Raw genomic sequence first — 16,115 nt, 5'->3', positions numbered from 1 at the left:
CGGGAGCGACCATCCACATCTATTCGCCATTCGAAGCGAGTCCGTATCGACGACAGCCGTACGGATCTCCCCCTCGACTACGGAAGCTCATCGCGTCTTGCTGAGAACGATGCCCTGGGCTGATCGCACCACTTTCAGCGGGAAGATATAGGGCAAACCGTGCAGCCAACCATCAAAATGATCCAGTTCGATGGTCCCGCTGTAGGTCAGGCCTGCCAGTGCTGGATCGGTGATACTGAGCGGCTGCGTACTGTAACGGTTGAGGTCGGCGATCACGCCGGCCAGGGGTTCGTCCTCATACTCGAGCCGGCCCAGGCGCCAGGCCATGGCCCGGGCGGGGTCCACCGACCCGATAGCCAGACCACTCGCCGCAGGATCGTAGCGAGCTTCCTGTCCGGCCACCACCTCGACGGCAGCGCCCTTGCCGGGACGTTGACCGTCACCGCTGCCGGCGACCAGGACCTTCCCCTCGGCGACGACGACATCGACCCGCTGCCCCACCCTGCGTACATCAAAAGCCGTGCCCGTCGCCTGTACCGACAGGCCACCAGCATGCACCACGAAGGGCCGCTGACTATCATGCTGCACCTGGAAAAAGGCCTGACCGCGCTGCAGTTCCACCAGACGCTCACGGGCATCGACGTGGGCCGTGATCGAGGTCGCTCCCCCCAACTGGACTCGGGAATGGTCTGCCAGCTGCAGATTTCGATTGTGCCCTACCACGCTGGCGAAGTGCTCCGTCTCGCCGGCATTGAGTTGTTGATAGAAAAAAGGTGCGATGCTGATAAAAGCCGCCAGCAGACCGGCCGCCGTGGCAACCAGGGGCCAGCGCCGCCTGGCCGGAGCAGCTCGGGCGCCGGCAAACTCGGCCACCAGGCTGGCCTTGTCGACCTCATCCAGTTCGTTCAGCTGGCTGCCTAGTTCGGCCAGCCGTTCAAAGGCATCACCGTGACGGGGATCGAGGGCTTCCCAGTCCTGCCAGCTGGTGAGCGCCTCGTCATCGCCATGCTGGCGCAGCCGCACCCACCATTGCGCAGCCTGCATGGCCGCGGGATCGTCCTTGTGCAGAGGATGTTTGTTCATGATTTACCGCCGGTTTCTTCCAGTCGCTGGCGACAGTGGGCCAGGGCGCGTGCCACGTGATAACGCACCATGCGTTCGGTCACACCCATGGATTGGCTGATCGTGCTGAAACTCATGTCCTGGATCAGGTGCATCACAAAGGCCCGGCTGGTCTTTGCAGGCAATTCCCGCAGCGCTTCACGGATGACCCGCATCTCATCCGCCAGCAAGGCCCGTCGCTCCGGTCCCGGCGACTCCAGCCAATCCATGAACAAATCGTCCAGAGGAGCCTCCAATCGAACCGAGCGCTTGCGGATACGATCCGAGGCCAGATTGGCGGCGGTCCGGAACAAGAGCGCCTTGGGCTGCTGGATCCTGCCCGGATCGTCCATACGCAAAAGCCGCGTATAGGCTTCCTGAGCGACCTCCTGGGCTTCGGAGGCCGAACTCAGCCGGGTGCGCAGAAACGCGATCAAGGCGCTGTTGTGGGCCCGGAACAGTTCGGCGACCTGACTAACCCGCTCCGATGCCAGCGGTCCCGGCTCAGCGGCGCCTTCCGAGGGCTCCCGGTCACGATGGAACAGCGAGACCAGATTGCTCATGCGTTTGCCTCCATGCAACTTGTCCCCACTCGTGCACCGATACTCCTTGCCCGCAGCGCGACATCCACGGAGCCTTGCCGTGAGCTCTCTCTGACGCCTGCCCGACCTTGCACGGTGATCAGCCCCGCGCCTGTTTGAAGGCGGCCGCCAGCACGCTCATGTTCAGCACCGTCGGCAGTACCACGCCATCCTTCCGACGAGGACCGAAGACCACATACAGCGGCACCCCGGGTGAATGATAATGCTCCAGAAAACGACTGATCGCCGGATCGACATCCGTCCAGTCGCCCTTCATGTAGACCGCACCACTCTGCCGCATCAATTCGCGAAAAGCCGGTGCAGCCAGAACCACGTGCTCATTGGCCTTGCAGGTGATGCACCAGTCCGCGGTCATGTCGACAAACACCGGGGTGCCGGCGGCCACCAGCTTCTGCAACCGGGCGGCGTCATAGGCGACCTCGTCGCTGGCCAGGGCCTGATCGACAGCGGGCGGAGCCAATCGCCCCACGGCGACCAGCGGCATGACCACCGCCGCGCCCAAGGGGAGCAGCCACAGCAGCCGCCATCGCGGCCACTCACGGCCCCGACGCCAGACCCACAGACCGAAAGCCACCGCCGTCATGGCCAGCAGCGCCAGCGCTACCGCGTCCGCGCCACGCTGGCGTGCCAGCACCCAGACCAGCCAGATCACACTGAGATACATCGGGAAGGCCAGCAATTGCTTGAGCGTATCCATCCAGCGACCCGGGCGAGGCAGGCGTCTGGACAACCCCGGCCACAGGCTCAACAACAGATACGGCAGCGCCAGCCCGAAACCCAGTGCCACAAACACCGCCAGCGCCTGCGCCAGCGGAGCCACCAAGGCATAGGCCAGCGCCGTCCCCATCATCGGCGCGGTACAGGGGCTGGCCACCACTACCGCCAGTACGCCACTGAAGAAATCACCCGCCACCCCGGGTCGACGGGCCAGACCATCGCCCAACCGGGCCAGACCACTGCCGAGTTCGATGATGCCGGACATGGCCAGGCCCATCGCGAACATCACGCAGGCCAGCGCCCCCAGCAGCCAGGGCTGCTGCAACTGCAGGCCCCAGCCCACCGCGGCACCGGCATGACGCAACTCGATCACGAGCACGCCGAGCGCGACGAAGCTGGTCATGACCCCGAGCCCGTAACCGAGCGAGCTGCGGATGGCACGGCGCCGATCACCACCATGCCGGATCAGGCCGCCCAGCTTCAGAAACAGGATCGGCAACACGCAAGGCATCAGGTTCAGGAGCATGCCGCCAGCCACGGCCAGCAGCATCACCAGCCAGAAGCCATCGCCCTTCACGGCGCTGCCATCACCCGCGGCGCCCTCCGGATCGTGGCTTGCAGAGCGGCCTTCGGCCGCTCCCGCGGCTGGAACGATCATGGCGGCGGCCTTGGCGGGCGGCAACTTGAATCGCTGACTGTGCGGTGGATAGCAGATCTTGGGATCCACCTCGTGGCAGCCTTGGTAACGTACGACCAATTCACCGCCCTCGGCCGAGGCGGAATACTCGACGCGTGCATCCGTGCTGACGTGATAGGTCTCGACCTCACCCAGATAGGCATCGCGATAGCGATGGCCGGTGGCAGTCGTGACCGTGCCCAAGGTCACCGGCCCGGTACCGGTGAAGCGCATCTGGCCGCGGTAGAGGTAATAGTCCGGCGCAATCACCCAATGCAGCTTTACCACGCCCGGCGTGGAAGTATCCGCACTGAGCCGATAGGCCTCGGTGACCGGCAGCAGATTTTCTACGCCCTGCGCCTGCAGGCACGAAACGGTCGCCAGCAACAGCATGCCGAGCCATCGCCCCGGTCGCCGCATGATTCCAGTCCAGCCTTGTCCCCGCATATTCGCTTGCCCTCGATCGCCAGCCATGGTCGGTGACACTCATCCACGGCGTCACTTCTTATCCAATGTGACGTGCGTAACGCCGAATTCGGAAATGCCCGGGCACTGCGTGCCGACCCCGGCGTTGCGGTATGACGCCTCTTGTCGGCAACGACCATGCAGAGCCTGGCGGCAAGGAACCCATGCAGAAACGGCTGCCGCATGTCGCCGAGTGACATCCGGCGACCTGGCAAGAGGCTGTGCTCGAATGGCAGACGGGTTTCAGTCGCGACCGGCGATCTGCCCCCGATATTCCGCGGGAGGAACCGACTGGAGGCGGCAATACATATAGGTCGTAGCGTGCAGCTTGCCGCCGTCCGGATCCAGTGCATAGCCAGGAATCACGCCGCCGACCTCAAATCCCATCGAGCGATACAGGTGTTCAGACGCATCGCCCTGGCGTGTGTCCAGGGTGATCAGAGTCCGGCCATGCCGACGAGCCGTGTCCAAGGCTGCCCGCAGCAGGCGGCGACCGATGCCTTGCCGCCAGGCGGAAGGATGCACCATCATCTTGGCAAGCTCGCAGCGATGGGACTGATTGGCCGGCATTCCCAGCAGAATCTGGACACTGCCCAGCCAGCGACCGTCGAGCTCGGCTACCAGCAGACATCGTCGCCCGGCCTCGAGCTCCGGCAGCACCGCACCTTGCCAGCAGGCCTCGGCCTGCTCAGCCGGCAGCGGCTGCATGAAACCGATCGAGCCACCGGCCCGGACGCAGGCTGCAAGCATGTCACCGAGCTCAGGCAGGTGTCTGGATGCATCCGCGGCCGTAACGTCCAGGATCCGCAAAGTCATGGGCAGCTCCTCATGAAATCCGGATGATGCCCGCAACTCGCCCCGCCTGACCAGCATCGCCGATGCGACGCCTGTTCAAGGCAGATCATCCGCCAGGGCAAGCGCTTTCGCCAAGACAGGGCATGATCGGGCCTGCCGGATGCATCCGGCAGGTCGCCGCTTGATATCATGTGGCAAGAAGGTCCACAGCACTCTCCGGCATGCTCCGGCCAGCCCGCTGGCGGAATCGACCTTCGGCCATCGCCGATTCGAGGCGATATTGTCTTTCGTGATTCGAGGAACCCGAGATGTCCAACGATTTCCACCTGATCGCCAGCTTCAAAGTCCGCCCCGGCCAGGAAGCCACCGCCATCGAGGCACTGAAGCTCTGCGCGCCGCTGTCCCGTGCCGAGGCCGGCTGCCACAGCTATGTGCCGCACCAGGATCTGGCCGATCCAACCCAGTTCTATTTCATCGAGCACTGGGCCAGCCAGCAGGATCTGGATGAGCACATGCAGAGCCCGCACTTCAAGGCCATGATGGCCACGCTTGAACCGATTCTGGCCGCGCCGCTGGCCATCGTCACCCAGATCAATCCGGTGATCTGAGCACGCCGACAGTCCGCCCTGAGAGCGTGCCCGAGACCGGGCAGGCTCTCAGGGCGCCGCCACGCCCGACCGATCAGGATCAGCTCACCCGCCGTTCGACGATCCGGCTCGCCGCCAACCGGCGGCCATCACTGCAGGCTGCCGGCAAACAAGCCTGACACCCCTCCTTACGCTGGCCCGGCATCCACGCGACTCAGCGGTCGTAACCGCCGACAATGCCCTTGAAAGCATAGGCGACGGCATCATGCGGATGCAGGCTTTCCTGGTGCTCGATGCGGATTCTGAAATCGGCCAGCGCCCCATCCTCGTTCAAAGCCGCCCGCAGCCGACGTGCCGCATCCTCGCAGAACATCAGATTGCCGCCGTTGGCCGCAGCAAAGGCCTGCTCGTCCTCACGCTTGACGGCTGTCTGCACCGGCGTTGCCAGCGCATGCTCGCAACGATCCAGCAGTGACAGCAGACTGACCGCAGCACCCGCAACAGGACGAACCTTCAACTCGGCCACGCTTCGCTGCGCATGGGGAGTGGCGACGATACCCTGCTCGCTGCCCAGCCAGGCCAGCAGCGCGGTCCGGTCCAGCGGCTGGCCGGACCCGAAATCCTGTTCGAAGCGATCCTGAATCAGCTGTCTCGCCAAGGCCGCCGAGGCCGGACAGGTCGAGGAATACACGACTTCCGTGGCCAGTTCATAGCTGAAATGCTCGCCCTTGAGCTCGGCTTCGATGACCACCGGATAGGCCCGCCAGCCGCTGTTGGCGCTGCGCAGCGCGGGACGCCGGATCAGCTGCTCGAACTCGATGCGGATGCGGGCGTGGTCGGAAAGGTCCTCGTGCGAGGCGAGAAACGCCTGCAGCAAGGCCTGCAGCCGCACCGGGGTGATCACGTCCCGGCTAAGGGCCTGCTCCACCAACAGATAGAGCCGCGACATGTGAATGCCGCGCTTGTCGTTGCGCGTCAGATTCACAAAGGCATCGACGCGTGCCACGCCTTCGCGGACCTGACCGTCACCGGCATCGAAGCGCACCGGCATCTGGATCCGGCCCATGCCGACCCAATCCAGCGGACCGCTGCGATGCGGGTGCGGATTCAGTGCCACATCGGGCAAGGCGCGGGTCGAAGCTGTCTGCATATCCATTGAATTTCCTGTCGCCACGGCTGGGACCATGCCCGCCGGGACTCGATGACTGAAGCTATCTAGGTGGGGTCAGCGAATCAGCGCCTCAATGGTGACGCGCGGGAAACACTGCGTCGCCACGCATGGCCTGGTCTCAGGCCGCCTGAGCCCGCCATTGACGGGCGGCCCGCCAGGCTTGCCACAGATGCTGCCACTGAGGCGTCCGGCTCGCGGCGGCGATGGCGGCGTGACCGCCCCCCTTGCTGAGCTGCCGCATCAGGCGCCGATCCACTTGCGCCTGCAATTGGCGAAATACCGACAGAGGCTGCACCTGGGCCAGGGACTCCTCGGTCGCCCGCAGCAGATCGCCGGCCTGTTCGCGTATAGCCAGATCCAGTCCGGCGGAATCGCCGGCCAGATCCTGTCGGCTCAGGTGATGACGCGCCAGCCGCTGCATCGGCAACGGCAGGACTTCACGATCACGGGCTTCGGCCAGATGGCCGAGCTGATGCAGCAACTGCCCGCAGCTGGCCAGACGAGCGGCGCGGTCGAAGGCGGCCTCCGGCCCGAACCACCAGCCGTTTTCCAGACGGGCCAGCGCCGCGTACAAGGGGTGCATCGCGGCCAGCTGTCGCTCGAAGTCCGGCGGCGTACTCTGCTCCAGCTGCTCCAGGGCTGCCAGTACCGGTGCCGTCCACCAGTCGGCTGGCAACCGGGCAGCCTGTGGCTGATCGAACAACACCTCGGTCAAGGGGTGGCGAGCCGACCCGGAACCGGCCGCCTCGAGCTCCTGTGCCCACCAATGCAGCTTGGCGATGGCCACCGCTGGCTCTCTGATCCGAAATACGCAGGCCAGCAGCTCGAACTCCCATGCCGCCAGGGCAAGATGGCCCGGACAACGGCCGCCATCGACGAACACCAGAGCCTGACGCTGCCAGGGGCAGGCCGCCAGCCATTTGTCCAGATAACTCTGCAAGGGGCCGGCCTGCATGACTACGCCCTCAACCAGTCAGCCAGATCAGCCGGAGTATCGAGAACCGCATCCGCGCCCCAGCCGGGAAGTTCACCGGTATCACCGAGATACCCCCAGTTCACGGCCACCGTATACATGCCTGCGGCATGGCCGGCCAGCACATCACGGGTGTCATCACCCACATAGACCGCTTCGGCGGGCTTCGCACCCGCCTGTTCGCAGCCCAGCAGCACGGTGCCCGGATCCGGTTTTTTCACCGGCAGGGTATCACCGGCAACCAAGGCACTGAGGCGCGCACGCCAGCCCATGCCATCGACGATGGCCTCCGTCAGAAAGCCGGCCTTGTTGGTGACGATGCCCCAGCGCAAGCCGGCGGCCTCGATCCGCTGCAACAGTGCATCGATGCCGACAAAGGGCCGTGTCACGCTGAGCAGTCCTTCGCGATACAACTGCAGATAGCGCGGCAGCAATGACTGCCGCGCGGCCTCGTCCAGTTCCGGAAAGGCCAGTCCGAGCAAGGCCATGGCCCCGGCCGACACCTTCCGGCGAACCAAGCCGCCATCGGGGGCAGCCCGGCCCTGCTCGGAGCACAGCACCTGCAAGGCCGCCAGCAGATCGGCCGCCGTATCCAGCAAGGTGCCATCCAGATCGAACAGCACCGTGGTGATGCCCTCCGGCAACGCCCTGGGCGTACGGCTGTGGTTGACCGGACTCATGCCAGTGGGCGCTGCGCGCAAACCAGATAATTGATGCCGACATAGGAACTCAGCCAGGCCTTGTGGCTGATGGGGTTGTAGCCCATGCCACTGAGATTCTCCAGCTCCAGTCCGGCATGGCGCAGCATGCGCGACAGCTCGGAAGGACGGATGAACTTGGCATAGTGATGCGTGCCGTGGGGCAGCATCTTGCTGATGTATTCGGCACCCAGAATCGCCGCACCGAAAGCCGCCGAGGTGCGATTGATGGTGGAAACAAAGACCCGGCCGCCGGGCCGCACCAGCCGGGCGAGATCTCGCACCAAGGCATCGGGCTCGGGCACGTGCTCGATCAGTTCCATGCAGCAGACCACGTCGAAGGCGCCGGGCTCGGCCTCCGCCAGATCGGCCGAGGACTGCACCCGGTAATCCACGGTCAGCTCGGACTCGTGCAAATGCAGCTTGGCGATATCGATCACCTCGCGCCCCAGGTCGATGCCGCAGACCCGGGCGCCGGCCCGGGCCAGCGACTCGCTGAGCAAGCCGCCACCGCAGCCCACATCCACCACACGTGCACCGGCCAGCCGGCTCCGCTGGGCGACATATTCGAAGCGCAGCGGATTCAGATCATGCAAGGGCCGCGAGGCACCTTCCGGGTCCCACCAGCTGGAAGCCAGGCTGGCGAAGCGGGCCAGCTCGTCATCGGCGACGTTCATGTGTTCGGAACCGGCATTCATGCTTTCACCTCGGCGGCGTCCAGACGGATCACCCATTCACGCAACGGAATCTCGACCCGCGGATCGGACTGCAACGGATCGGCCGCCACCACGGCAGCCGCAGCGGCCGCGTCAGCGGCCTGGAACAGGTAAGCACCGCCAGGGCCTCCCGCGAAAGGTCCCGACAGCAGCAGGCGGCCATCCTGCAGCAAGGACTGCAGATACCGCTTGTGAGCCTCGATCAGCTCGGGATCGACGTCGGCGGGACGGGTCACGATGGCCAGATATCGCTTCATCAATGGATTCTCCATCAGTACAGGGAGGCGCTGGACTCAGCCTGCAGCGATCCGTTCGCGCCAGCGCCGCGCCATGACGACCAGAGCGGCTTCATCCATGCCGGTCAATACCCGCTCGCGCAGCTTGCGCTGACCGGCAATCCAGACATCGGTGACCTGATGGCGACCGGTGGCATAAACCAGCTGCGAAGCGACATGGAACAGCGGCTGCGTCTCCAGATCACTGAGCCGCACCGCGGCCAGATCGGCCTGCTTGCCGACCTCGATCGAACCGATGCGATCCTCCAGCCCAAGCGCAAGGGCGCCGTTGAGAGTGGCCGCCCGCAAGGCGTAGGCTGCATCGAACGCCGCCGCATCGCCGCTGACGGCCTTGGCCAGCAGGGCCGCGGTACGGGTTTCGCCGAACATGTCCAGATCGTTGTTGGAGGCAGCGCCATCGGTGCCGATGGCCACGTTGACACCGGCCTTGCGAAGCTTTTCGGCCGGGCAGAAACCGGAGGCCAGCTTGAGATTGGATTCGGGGCAATGCACTACCGACACACCGGCCGCGGCGCAGGCCTCGATCTCCGCGTCGGTCAGCTCGGTCATGTGCACCGCGATCAGGCGCTCGTTGACCAGGCCCAGTTCCTGCAACCGCTGGAAGGGGCGCCGACCGCTCTTGGCCACTTCCTCGTTGACTTCGTGAACCGTCTCGTGGGTATGCAGATGGATCTTGATATCCAGCTGCTCGGCCAGCAGGCGGATCCGCTCGAAACTGGCATCCGAGACGGTATAAGGCGCATGCGGCACGAAGGCGGTGGAGACCAGGGCATCGCCGCGAAAGCGCTCATGCACCTCCAAGGCACGCTCGAAGTACTCATCATCGGTGGCGGCCCAGCCGGTCGGGAAATTGATGACCGGCAGGCCAAGCACGGCACGGAAACCATGCTTGCGATAGGTCTCGCCGATGGCATCCGGGAAAAAATAGTTTTCGTTGGCGCAGGTGGTGCCGCCGCGCAGCATCTCGGCAATCGCCAGCTCGGTGCCGTCGCGGACGAATTCGGGCCCCATGAACTTGGCTTCGGCCGGCCAGATATGGCCTTGCAGCCACTCCATCAGCGGCAGATCGTCGGCCAGCCCCCGCAACAGGGTCATGGGGTTATGAGTGTGACTGTTGACCAGCCCGGGAATCAGGGCATGCTCGCCCAATTGCACATGCTCGGCGGGCTCATAGCGCGCTCGAGCCTCGGACTGCGGCAGGATATCGACGATCTTCGAATCGCGAACGGCGACGGCGTGATCTTCCAGCACCACCGCATGCGGCTCCACCGGAACAACCCAGCGTGCCTCGATCAGCAGATCCACGGCGACGGGACGGGAACTCTTCATCAACTGCACCACTCCAAATCATACAAACCAGGGATGGGCCGCAGGCGGCCCGGGCGTGACCGGTCCGGACCGGCCACGCCCTTGAGCGCGCAATTACTTGACGCGGCTGACGTATTCACCCGAACGGGTGTCGACGCGAATGACTTCTTCCTGGTTGACGAACAGCGGCACGCGGACCACGGCACCGGTTTCCAGTCGTGCCGGCTTGCCGCCACCGCCCGAGGTGTCGCCACGCACGCCAGGATCGGTCTCGACGATCTGCAGCTCCACGAAATTGGGGGCCTGCACCGACAGCGGAGCGCCGTTCCACAACGTCACCACACAGTCTTCCTCGCCCTTCAGCCACTTGGCGGCATCACCGACCGCATTCTTGTCGGCCTGGTGCTGCTCGAAGCTGTCCGGCTGCATGAAGTGCCAGAACTCGCCATCCGAATACAGGAACTGCATGTCGGTGTCCAGCACATCGGCACCTTCGAACGACTCGCTGGCCTTCAAGGTCTTTTCGACGACGCGGCCATTGCGGAGGTTGCGGATCTTGATGCGGGTAAAGGCCTGACCTTTGCCCGGCTTGATGAATTCGGCGTCGACGATCACGTAGGGATCGGCGTCGACCATGATTTTCAAGCCGGTTTTGACGTCGTTGAGACCATAAGTGGCCATAGATTGCTCATCTCCAAATGTAAACCGTCAGCAGCGACGGTTAGAATAGACCGGCGGGCAGGTGCCCGAGAACCGAGCCGTCCATGATAACCGCAAGCCTTGAAGCCCGCACGCCTGCCGTTGCCACTCCCGCCCTGCCCGACTGGCGCGAATTGTGGCGCCAGTCGATCACCGACCCGCAGGAACTGCTGCGACGACTGGATCTGGAGCATCTGGCAGACCGTCTGCCGGCCTCCGACGCCGGTTTTCCCTTGAGGGTACCGCCCGGCTACCTGGCCCGGATCCGCCCCGCCGACCCGACCGACCCGCTGTTGCTGCAGGTGCTGCCGCAACTGGCCGAGCTGGATGAGACCGAAGGTTACCGGCTGGATCCGGTCGGCGACATGCCTGCGCTGGCCAGTCATGGCGTATTGCACAAATACCAGGGCCGGGCTTTGCTGATTGCCAGCGGCAGCTGCGCCATCCATTGCCGTTACTGCTTTCGCCGGCATTTCCCCTATGCCGAGGAAACCGCTGCCGCCGGCCAGTGGCAGGAAGCCGTCGACTATCTGCGCGGTGACCAAAGTATCAGCGAACTGCTGCTGTCCGGCGGCGATCCGCTGTCCTTGAGCAATGCCAAGCTGGCCCAGCTGACGCCGCAACTGGCCGGACTGCCGCATCTGAAACGGTTGCGTATCCATACCCGCTTGCCGGCGGTGCTGCCGGAGCGGGTCGATGCCGGACTGCTGGAATGGCTGGAAGCGCTGCCCCTGCAGAAAGTGGTGGTGCTGCATGTGAACCACCCGCGGGAAATCAGTCCCGAGGTCGACGCCGCCTGCGCGCGACTGAGGGCTGTCGGGGTTACCCTGCTCAACCAGGCCGTGCTGCTGCGAGGCGTCAATGACGATGCCGATATCTTGGCCGAGCTGTCCGAAACCCTGATGGCCTGCGGGGTGCTGCCCTACTATCTGCACCAGCTGGACCAGGTTCGAGGCGCCGCCCATTTCGAAGTGGATGATGCGCGCGCGCTGGCTCTGATCGAGGCATTGCGCGGCCGCCTGCCCGGCTATCTGGTGCCCAGACTGGTGCGCGAGGTGGCCGGCGACCCGGCCAAGCGCCCGCTCAACTGACGATTCAGCCGGCCTCGGCCGGCACAAACTCCAGCGCGATGCCATTCATGCAGTAACGCTGGAACGTCGGCGGCGGGCCGTCCGGAAAGACATGCCCCAGATGGCCGCCGCAACGGCTGCAATGCACTTCGTGCCGCACCATGCCATGGCTGCGGTCAATCGAGATTTCCACCGCGCCTTCAAGCGGTACGTCAAAACTGGGCCAGCCGGTGCCGCTTTCAAACTTGGTGAGACCGGCAAACAGCGGCTGGCCGCAGCCGGCACAGGCAAAAGCCCCCGGCCGGCTTTCGTGCAGCAGCGAGCAGCTGCCCGGTCGCTCGGTGGCATGACCCCGCAGTACGGCATATTGATCGGGAGTCAGACGGCGCCGCCACTCTTCGTCGCTGAAGCTGACGGGAAAGGTCCGGGTCTTCTCTTGCATGCTCATCGCGACGGCCTCCTGGGCAAGATCAAGCTCACAGGATGGAGGCGCTTCCGGCCACTCTCAAGATCGGACCGTAGCCAGGGCACCGGCCGCCGCCGATCCGGCGATCGATGTCCCGCAAAGGACGGCTTGCACCCGACCGGCGGTACAGCGACCCAAGAGGCAGCGGATATCGACAGCCGATACCGCTGCAGGATGACCTGACGCGATGGAGGCTCAGCGCGCCGCGTAGGCCTGGCACCAGCCCTTGGCACTGACGGCCTTGCCCGGGAACATCTGGCAGGGACCGAAGCCCTTGCCGCCAGCCCCGGAGTAAAACTGGCAGTCACTGCAATCGGTGCCCGGCTTGTGTGCCGGATTTCGGGTCTTGGCCGCATCAGCGGTGTAGCTCAGCGCCTTGGCGGTGGCATCGGCATCGGTCACATGCGGCAACTCGGCCGATCGGCCGGCCGCGGGCAGCAGCGTCAGACCGAGGGCGGCGGCACCTAGACCACCTGCCGTACCGAGAAAGCGCCGACGGGACTTCAACAGCGTGTTGTCAGACATGATGAGGCATCAACTCCACAAGCAGATAATCTCGAGACGAGCTCGATAACGACCGACATGGTAGGCAATTGGCTCGCGTCATGCCTGACTGTCGAGAATGGTTCGCAACTGGACGCGAATCCACGAACCCACCCCTTTCATGCTATAGTGACCTACCGTTTGGACGTCCAATCAATCATGACCACCGCCCCCCTCGCCCCTCTGGACCAGGAACTGTTCAATCGCCAGGCCGATGCCATTGCCGAAGCCGGCAAATATGTGGCCGGTCATGGCTGGACGCCAGCCACCAGCAGCAATTTCTCGGCACGTCTGGATGACAGCCGCATTGCGGTAACCATATCGGGCCGCGACAAGGGGAGGCTGGGCCGCGAAGACATCATGGTGGTGGATTATCAGGGCCAGCCGGTCGGCAGCCAGCACCGCCCCAGTGCCGAAACCCTGTTGCACACCCAGATTTATCAACGTTTTCCCGAAGCACAGGCCATTCTGCATACCCACTCACGTCAGCAGAGCGTCGCTTCGCGATTCTATGCCGCCGAGGGCGTGGTTCGCTTCGAAGGCTGGGAGCTGCAGAAGGCCATCACCGGGCATACCACCCATGAAAGCGTGATCGAGGTGCCGGTGCTGCCCAACAGCCAGTACATGCCCGAGCTGATGGCTCAGGTCGATGCCTGGCTCGATGCCGGCAAGCCGTTGCATGCCTATCTGATCAGCGGTCATGGCATCTACACCTGGGGCCGCAGCATGCAGGAAACCCTGCGCCATCTGGAAGCCTTCGAGTTTCTGCTCGGATGCGAACTCGACCTGAGGAGACTGTCGCCGTGAGCCGCCTGCGCATTTACAACGAAGATCAGCCCGATCAGGTCATCGACATTCTGACCGATCATGCCGCCATCACCGCCCGACTGGCCGAGGTCGGCGTACGCTTCGAGCAGTGGGCCACGCCGCATGCACTGCTGCCTGGTGCCAGCCAGGATGAGGTCATCGCCGCCTATCGTGCCGATATCGACCGGCTCTGCGCCAGCGAAGGTTATCAGGCGGTCGACGTGGTCAGCCTGAAACCCGACCACCCGCAGCGGGCCGCTTTCCGCGAGAAATTTCTGGACGAGCATACCCACAGCGAAGATGAGGTCCGCTTCTTCGTCGCCGGTGCCGGTCAGTTCACCCTGCATGTGCAGCAGCAGGTCTATGAAGTGCTGTGCGAGCAAGGCGACCTTATTTCGGTGCCGGACGGCACTCGGCACTGGTTCGACATGAGTGAGTCACCCTACTTCGTGGCCATTCGCCTGTTCAGCAATCCCGAGGGCTGGGTGGCCAGCTTCACCGGTGAGCCGATCGCGAAGCGCTTCCCGCGCATGGCCGTGCACGATTCGGCCCGCCAGCTGCTGCCCTGAATCTGCAAGACCCGGCCGCAGGCGGGGCGGCCGCCCTCTGTTTTCACCACTCCGGCCAAAGCCGGAGCTTTCACCTTGATGAGTACCCATGGCACCGATCCGCGCCGTTTTGACCGATATTGAAGGCACCACCAGTTCGATTGACTTCGTCAAGGACGTGCTGTTCCCCTACGCCCGCCAGCACCTGCCCGCCTATGTCGCCAACCATGGACAGGACCCCGAGGTCCGGCAGTGGCTGAGCCAGGCGGCGGCTGATGGCGGCCTGCCAGCCACCGCCAGCGATGGCGAGATCGCCGGCATGCTGCAGACCTGGATCGACGAGGATCGCAAGGCGACTCCGCTGAAAGCCTTGCAAGGTCTGATCTGGGCCCAGGGATACCGTGATGGCGCCTACCGCGCCCACCTCTATCCGGAGGTACCCGCACGACTGCGGCAATGGAAGCAGGCCGGGCTGGATCTGTATGTCTATTCTTCCGGCTCGGTACCGGCCCAGCAGCTGTTTTTCGGCTACAGCGAGGCCGGCGATCTGAGCGGACTTTTCAGCGGCTATTTCGATACCGAAATCGGCCCCAAGCGAGAGGTCGGCTCTTACCTGCGCATCGCCGAAGCCATCCAGCGTCCGCCGGCCGAGATATTGTTCCTGTCGGATGTGACAGCCGAACTGGATGCCGCCCGCGAGGCAGGGATGCAGACCGCATGGCTGGTACGGGACAAGGTCGAGGGACTTCCTGTATCGTCACACGAGGCACATCGCCACTTCGATTCCATACTTGTCTGATCGGCGGAAACTCCAGCCCATGCGCAGCGCGTTGATTGCGATTCTGGCCTTTGCCGCAGGCATCCTGCTGATGCAGGTCAGCGGCCATGGCGGATGGATCGGCCGCCAGGCCACCACGCCGGCGGTGGCGGTCAGCCATGCCGGCAAGCCGGCAGCGACAACTTCGGTCGAGGTAAGCCAGAACCAGGACGACGCCGCGGCAGGCAACGACAGCTGGCCTGCGGACGCCCCCTCGCCGGAACAGGTCATCTATGACCAGCCGCGGCTGATGCAGGAGGCCATTCGGCAATTGCGGCCACGCACGCCCGGCCAGACCAACCTGTATGCCATCACCTTTGCCGGCGACGGCGAGGAGAACGTGTTTCGCAACGAGGCGGAATATGGCGCGCAACTGGTGGACAAGCGCCTGGCTGCTCCCGGCCACAGCCTGCTGCTGGAAAACAATCCCGACACCTTGCAGAGCCGGCCGCTGGCCAGCTGGTCCAACCTGGAAACCGGCCTCGCCGCGCTGTCCAAGGTCATGAATCCGCAACAGGATATTCTGCTGCTGTATCTGACCACCCATGGCAGCGAAGATCACAGTCTGCTGGTGGATATGGACCCGCTCCCGCTGGATCAGATCGGAACCGGCGATCTCGCGCGAATTCTGAAAAAATACCCCTTCAAATGGAAGGTGGTGGTGGTCAACGCCTGCTATTCGGGCGGTTTCGTGCCCGAACTGCATGGTGCCGGGACTCTGGTGCTGACGGCGGCCGCCGCGGATCGAAGCTCTTTCGGTTGCAGCAACGACACGGCAGCCACCTATTTCGGCCGCGCCTGGCTGGTCGATGGCCTCAATCAGACCCCGGATTTCATCGCCGCCTTCCATCGTGCCAGCACCGAGGTCGGTCAATGGGAGCATCGCGACAAGCTGGAGCCTTCGGAACCGCAGATCGATATAGGCAGCGGCATCGACGGCCAGATCCGGAACTGGTCGACTCATGTCCGCCCGACGCCCATGCTGGACTATCCGCTGCGACCATCCCATGCCGCGGATGCCGCTGCCCAGGATGCCACTGACGAGGCCGACTGAGCGCGC

The 16,115-nt window shown here is 64.3% G+C and carries 19 protein-coding genes; 6 read left to right on the top strand and 13 right to left on the bottom strand.

What is annotated here, in order from left to right; genetic code table 11:
• Positions 1-87: 87 nt before the first annotated feature.
• The 4 genes from FRAAU_RS08715 to FRAAU_RS08700 all read right to left on the bottom strand — a co-directional run bounded on the left by FRAAU_RS08715 (position 88) and on the right by FRAAU_RS08700 (position 4,377).
• Complete coding sequence (locus FRAAU_RS08715) at positions 88-1,083, bottom strand: FecR family protein (protein ID WP_014403174.1); 996 nt, start codon at positions 1,081-1,083, stop codon at positions 88-90.
• A complete protein-coding gene (locus FRAAU_RS08710) occupies positions 1,080-1,664 on the bottom strand; it encodes an RNA polymerase sigma factor (protein WP_014403173.1) in 585 nt (194 codons plus the stop codon). Before FRAAU_RS08710 ends, FRAAU_RS08715 begins: the two co-directional genes overlap by 4 nt.
• Positions 1,665-1,782: 118 nt before the next feature.
• The gene (locus FRAAU_RS08705; RefSeq protein ID WP_041270492.1) at positions 1,783-3,516 is read right to left on the bottom strand and encodes a protein-disulfide reductase DsbD family protein; all 1,734 of its coding nucleotides are present in this window, start codon (positions 3,514-3,516) and stop codon (positions 1,783-1,785) included.
• Between the two features lie 288 nt (positions 3,517-3,804).
• Complete coding sequence (locus FRAAU_RS08700) at positions 3,805-4,377, bottom strand: GNAT family N-acetyltransferase (protein ID WP_014403171.1); 573 nt, start codon at positions 4,375-4,377, stop codon at positions 3,805-3,807.
• Positions 4,378-4,664: 287 nt separating this feature from the next.
• Between FRAAU_RS08700 and FRAAU_RS08695 the strand changes: the two genes are divergently transcribed.
• Entirely contained in the window at positions 4,665-4,964 is a 300-nt protein-coding gene (locus FRAAU_RS08695) for a putative quinol monooxygenase (protein WP_014403170.1), read from the top strand.
• Positions 4,965-5,157: 193 nt separating this feature from the next.
• Here FRAAU_RS08695 and folE2 read toward each other — a convergent pair whose 3' ends face one another.
• From folE2 to efp, 7 genes are all read right to left on the bottom strand, one after another.
• Entirely contained in the window at positions 5,158-6,099 is a 942-nt protein-coding gene (gene folE2, locus FRAAU_RS08690; RefSeq protein ID WP_014403169.1) for a GTP cyclohydrolase FolE2, read from the bottom strand.
• A gap of 133 nt (positions 6,100-6,232) precedes the next feature.
• Positions 6,233-7,069 carry a squalene/phytoene synthase family protein gene (locus FRAAU_RS08685; protein WP_014403168.1) on the bottom strand — a complete coding sequence of 279 codons (837 nt, stop codon included), beginning with the start codon at positions 7,067-7,069 and terminating at the stop codon, positions 6,233-6,235.
• A 2-nt stretch (positions 7,070-7,071) separates the two neighbouring features.
• The gene (locus tag FRAAU_RS08680) at positions 7,072-7,767 is read right to left on the bottom strand and encodes an HAD family hydrolase (RefSeq protein ID WP_014403167.1); all 696 of its coding nucleotides are present in this window, start codon (positions 7,765-7,767) and stop codon (positions 7,072-7,074) included.
• On the bottom strand, positions 7,764-8,483 hold the full coding sequence (ubiG, locus tag FRAAU_RS08675) for a bifunctional 2-polyprenyl-6-hydroxyphenol methylase/3-demethylubiquinol 3-O-methyltransferase UbiG (protein WP_014403166.1): 720 nt from the start codon (positions 8,481-8,483) through the stop codon (positions 7,764-7,766). Before ubiG ends, FRAAU_RS08680 begins: the two co-directional genes overlap by 4 nt.
• The gene (locus tag FRAAU_RS08670; RefSeq protein WP_014403165.1) at positions 8,480-8,758 is read right to left on the bottom strand and encodes a YciI family protein; all 279 of its coding nucleotides are present in this window, start codon (positions 8,756-8,758) and stop codon (positions 8,480-8,482) included. The genes ubiG and FRAAU_RS08670 overlap by 4 nt, the downstream gene beginning before the upstream one ends.
• 36 nt (positions 8,759-8,794) lie before the next feature.
• The gene (locus FRAAU_RS08665; RefSeq protein WP_014403164.1) at positions 8,795-10,126 is read right to left on the bottom strand and encodes a TRZ/ATZ family hydrolase; all 1,332 of its coding nucleotides are present in this window, start codon (positions 10,124-10,126) and stop codon (positions 8,795-8,797) included.
• A 93-nt stretch (positions 10,127-10,219) separates the two neighbouring features.
• On the bottom strand, positions 10,220-10,786 hold the full coding sequence (efp, locus tag FRAAU_RS08660; protein WP_014403163.1) for an elongation factor P: 567 nt from the start codon (positions 10,784-10,786) through the stop codon (positions 10,220-10,222).
• Positions 10,787-10,869: 83 nt separating this feature from the next.
• Here efp and epmB point away from each other — a divergent pair, with 83 nt between their 5' ends.
• On the top strand, positions 10,870-11,895 hold the full coding sequence (gene epmB, locus FRAAU_RS08655; protein ID WP_014403162.1) for an EF-P beta-lysylation protein EpmB: 1,026 nt from the start codon (positions 10,870-10,872) through the stop codon (positions 11,893-11,895).
• A 4-nt stretch (positions 11,896-11,899) separates the two neighbouring features.
• On the opposite strand, the gene msrB is transcribed toward epmB, so the two are convergent.
• Both msrB and FRAAU_RS08645 read right to left on the bottom strand, forming a co-directional pair.
• Positions 11,900-12,322 carry a peptide-methionine (R)-S-oxide reductase MsrB gene (gene msrB / locus FRAAU_RS08650; protein WP_014403161.1) on the bottom strand — a complete coding sequence of 141 codons (423 nt, stop codon included), beginning with the start codon at positions 12,320-12,322 and terminating at the stop codon, positions 11,900-11,902.
• Between the two features lie 213 nt (positions 12,323-12,535).
• Positions 12,536-12,865 (bottom strand): high-potential iron-sulfur protein, encoded by a 330-nt coding sequence (locus FRAAU_RS08645; protein ID WP_014403160.1) that lies wholly within the window; start codon positions 12,863-12,865, stop codon positions 12,536-12,538.
• 177 nt (positions 12,866-13,042) lie between these two features.
• On the opposite strand from FRAAU_RS08645, the gene FRAAU_RS08640 reads away from it, so the two are divergent.
• The 4 genes from FRAAU_RS08640 to FRAAU_RS08625 all read left to right on the top strand — a co-directional run bounded on the left by FRAAU_RS08640 (position 13,043) and on the right by FRAAU_RS08625 (position 16,109).
• Positions 13,043-13,690: a methylthioribulose 1-phosphate dehydratase gene (locus tag FRAAU_RS08640; protein WP_014403159.1), complete on the top strand. Its 648-nt coding sequence runs from the start codon at positions 13,043-13,045 to the stop codon at positions 13,688-13,690.
• On the top strand, positions 13,687-14,259 hold the full coding sequence (locus tag FRAAU_RS08635; protein ID WP_014403158.1) for a 1,2-dihydroxy-3-keto-5-methylthiopentene dioxygenase: 573 nt from the start codon (positions 13,687-13,689) through the stop codon (positions 14,257-14,259). Before FRAAU_RS08640 ends, FRAAU_RS08635 begins: the two co-directional genes overlap by 4 nt.
• 88 nt (positions 14,260-14,347) lie before the next feature.
• Positions 14,348-15,037, top strand: coding sequence for an acireductone synthase (mtnC, locus tag FRAAU_RS08630; RefSeq protein WP_014403157.1), 690 nt, complete (start codon positions 14,348-14,350; stop codon positions 15,035-15,037).
• 19 nt (positions 15,038-15,056) lie between these two features.
• Positions 15,057-16,109, top strand: a complete 1,053-nt coding sequence (locus tag FRAAU_RS08625) for a C13 family peptidase (RefSeq protein ID WP_014403156.1) — start codon at positions 15,057-15,059, stop codon at positions 16,107-16,109.
• Positions 16,110-16,115 lie beyond the last annotated feature (6 nt).

This window comes from Frateuria aurantia DSM 6220 (genome assembly GCF_000242255.2).
In the GTDB taxonomy this organism is placed as follows: domain Bacteria; phylum Pseudomonadota; class Gammaproteobacteria; order Xanthomonadales; family Rhodanobacteraceae; genus Frateuria; species Frateuria aurantia.
The sequence above is the reverse complement of the archived record's forward strand: the minus strand, read 5'-3'. Positions and strand labels throughout refer to the sequence as shown.

Coding starts and splice junctions, on each gene's coding strand:
- FRAAU_RS08715 (WP_014403174.1), bottom strand. CDS start 1,083: ATGAACAAACATCCTCTGCACAAGGACGATCCCGCGGCCATGCAGGCT.
- FRAAU_RS08710 (WP_014403173.1), bottom strand. CDS start 1,664: ATGAGCAATCTGGTCTCGCTGTTCCATCGTGACCGGGAGCCCTCGGAA.
- FRAAU_RS08705 (WP_041270492.1), bottom strand. CDS start 3,516: ATGCGGCGACCGGGGCGATGGCTCGGCATGCTGTTGCTGGCGACCGTT.
- FRAAU_RS08700 (WP_014403171.1), bottom strand. CDS start 4,377: ATGACTTTGCGGATCCTGGACGTTACGGCCGCGGATGCATCCAGACAC.
- FRAAU_RS08695 (WP_014403170.1), top strand. CDS start 4,665: ATGTCCAACGATTTCCACCTGATCGCCAGCTTCAAAGTCCGCCCCGGC.
- folE2 (WP_014403169.1), bottom strand. CDS start 6,099: ATGGATATGCAGACAGCTTCGACCCGCGCCTTGCCCGATGTGGCACTG.
- FRAAU_RS08685 (WP_014403168.1), bottom strand. CDS start 7,069: ATGCAGGCCGGCCCCTTGCAGAGTTATCTGGACAAATGGCTGGCGGCC.
- FRAAU_RS08680 (WP_014403167.1), bottom strand. CDS start 7,767: ATGAGTCCGGTCAACCACAGCCGTACGCCCAGGGCGTTGCCGGAGGGC.
- ubiG (WP_014403166.1), bottom strand. CDS start 8,483: ATGAATGCCGGTTCCGAACACATGAACGTCGCCGATGACGAGCTGGCC.
- FRAAU_RS08670 (WP_014403165.1), bottom strand. CDS start 8,758: ATGAAGCGATATCTGGCCATCGTGACCCGTCCCGCCGACGTCGATCCC.
- FRAAU_RS08665 (WP_014403164.1), bottom strand. CDS start 10,126: ATGAAGAGTTCCCGTCCCGTCGCCGTGGATCTGCTGATCGAGGCACGC.
- efp (WP_014403163.1), bottom strand. CDS start 10,786: ATGGCCACTTATGGTCTCAACGACGTCAAAACCGGCTTGAAAATCATG.
- epmB (WP_014403162.1), top strand. CDS start 10,870: ATGATAACCGCAAGCCTTGAAGCCCGCACGCCTGCCGTTGCCACTCCC.
- msrB (WP_014403161.1), bottom strand. CDS start 12,322: ATGAGCATGCAAGAGAAGACCCGGACCTTTCCCGTCAGCTTCAGCGAC.
- FRAAU_RS08645 (WP_014403160.1), bottom strand. CDS start 12,865: ATGTCTGACAACACGCTGTTGAAGTCCCGTCGGCGCTTTCTCGGTACG.
- FRAAU_RS08640 (WP_014403159.1), top strand. CDS start 13,043: ATGACCACCGCCCCCCTCGCCCCTCTGGACCAGGAACTGTTCAATCGC.
- mtnC (WP_014403157.1), top strand. CDS start 14,348: ATGGCACCGATCCGCGCCGTTTTGACCGATATTGAAGGCACCACCAGT.
- FRAAU_RS08625 (WP_014403156.1), top strand. CDS start 15,057: ATGCGCAGCGCGTTGATTGCGATTCTGGCCTTTGCCGCAGGCATCCTG.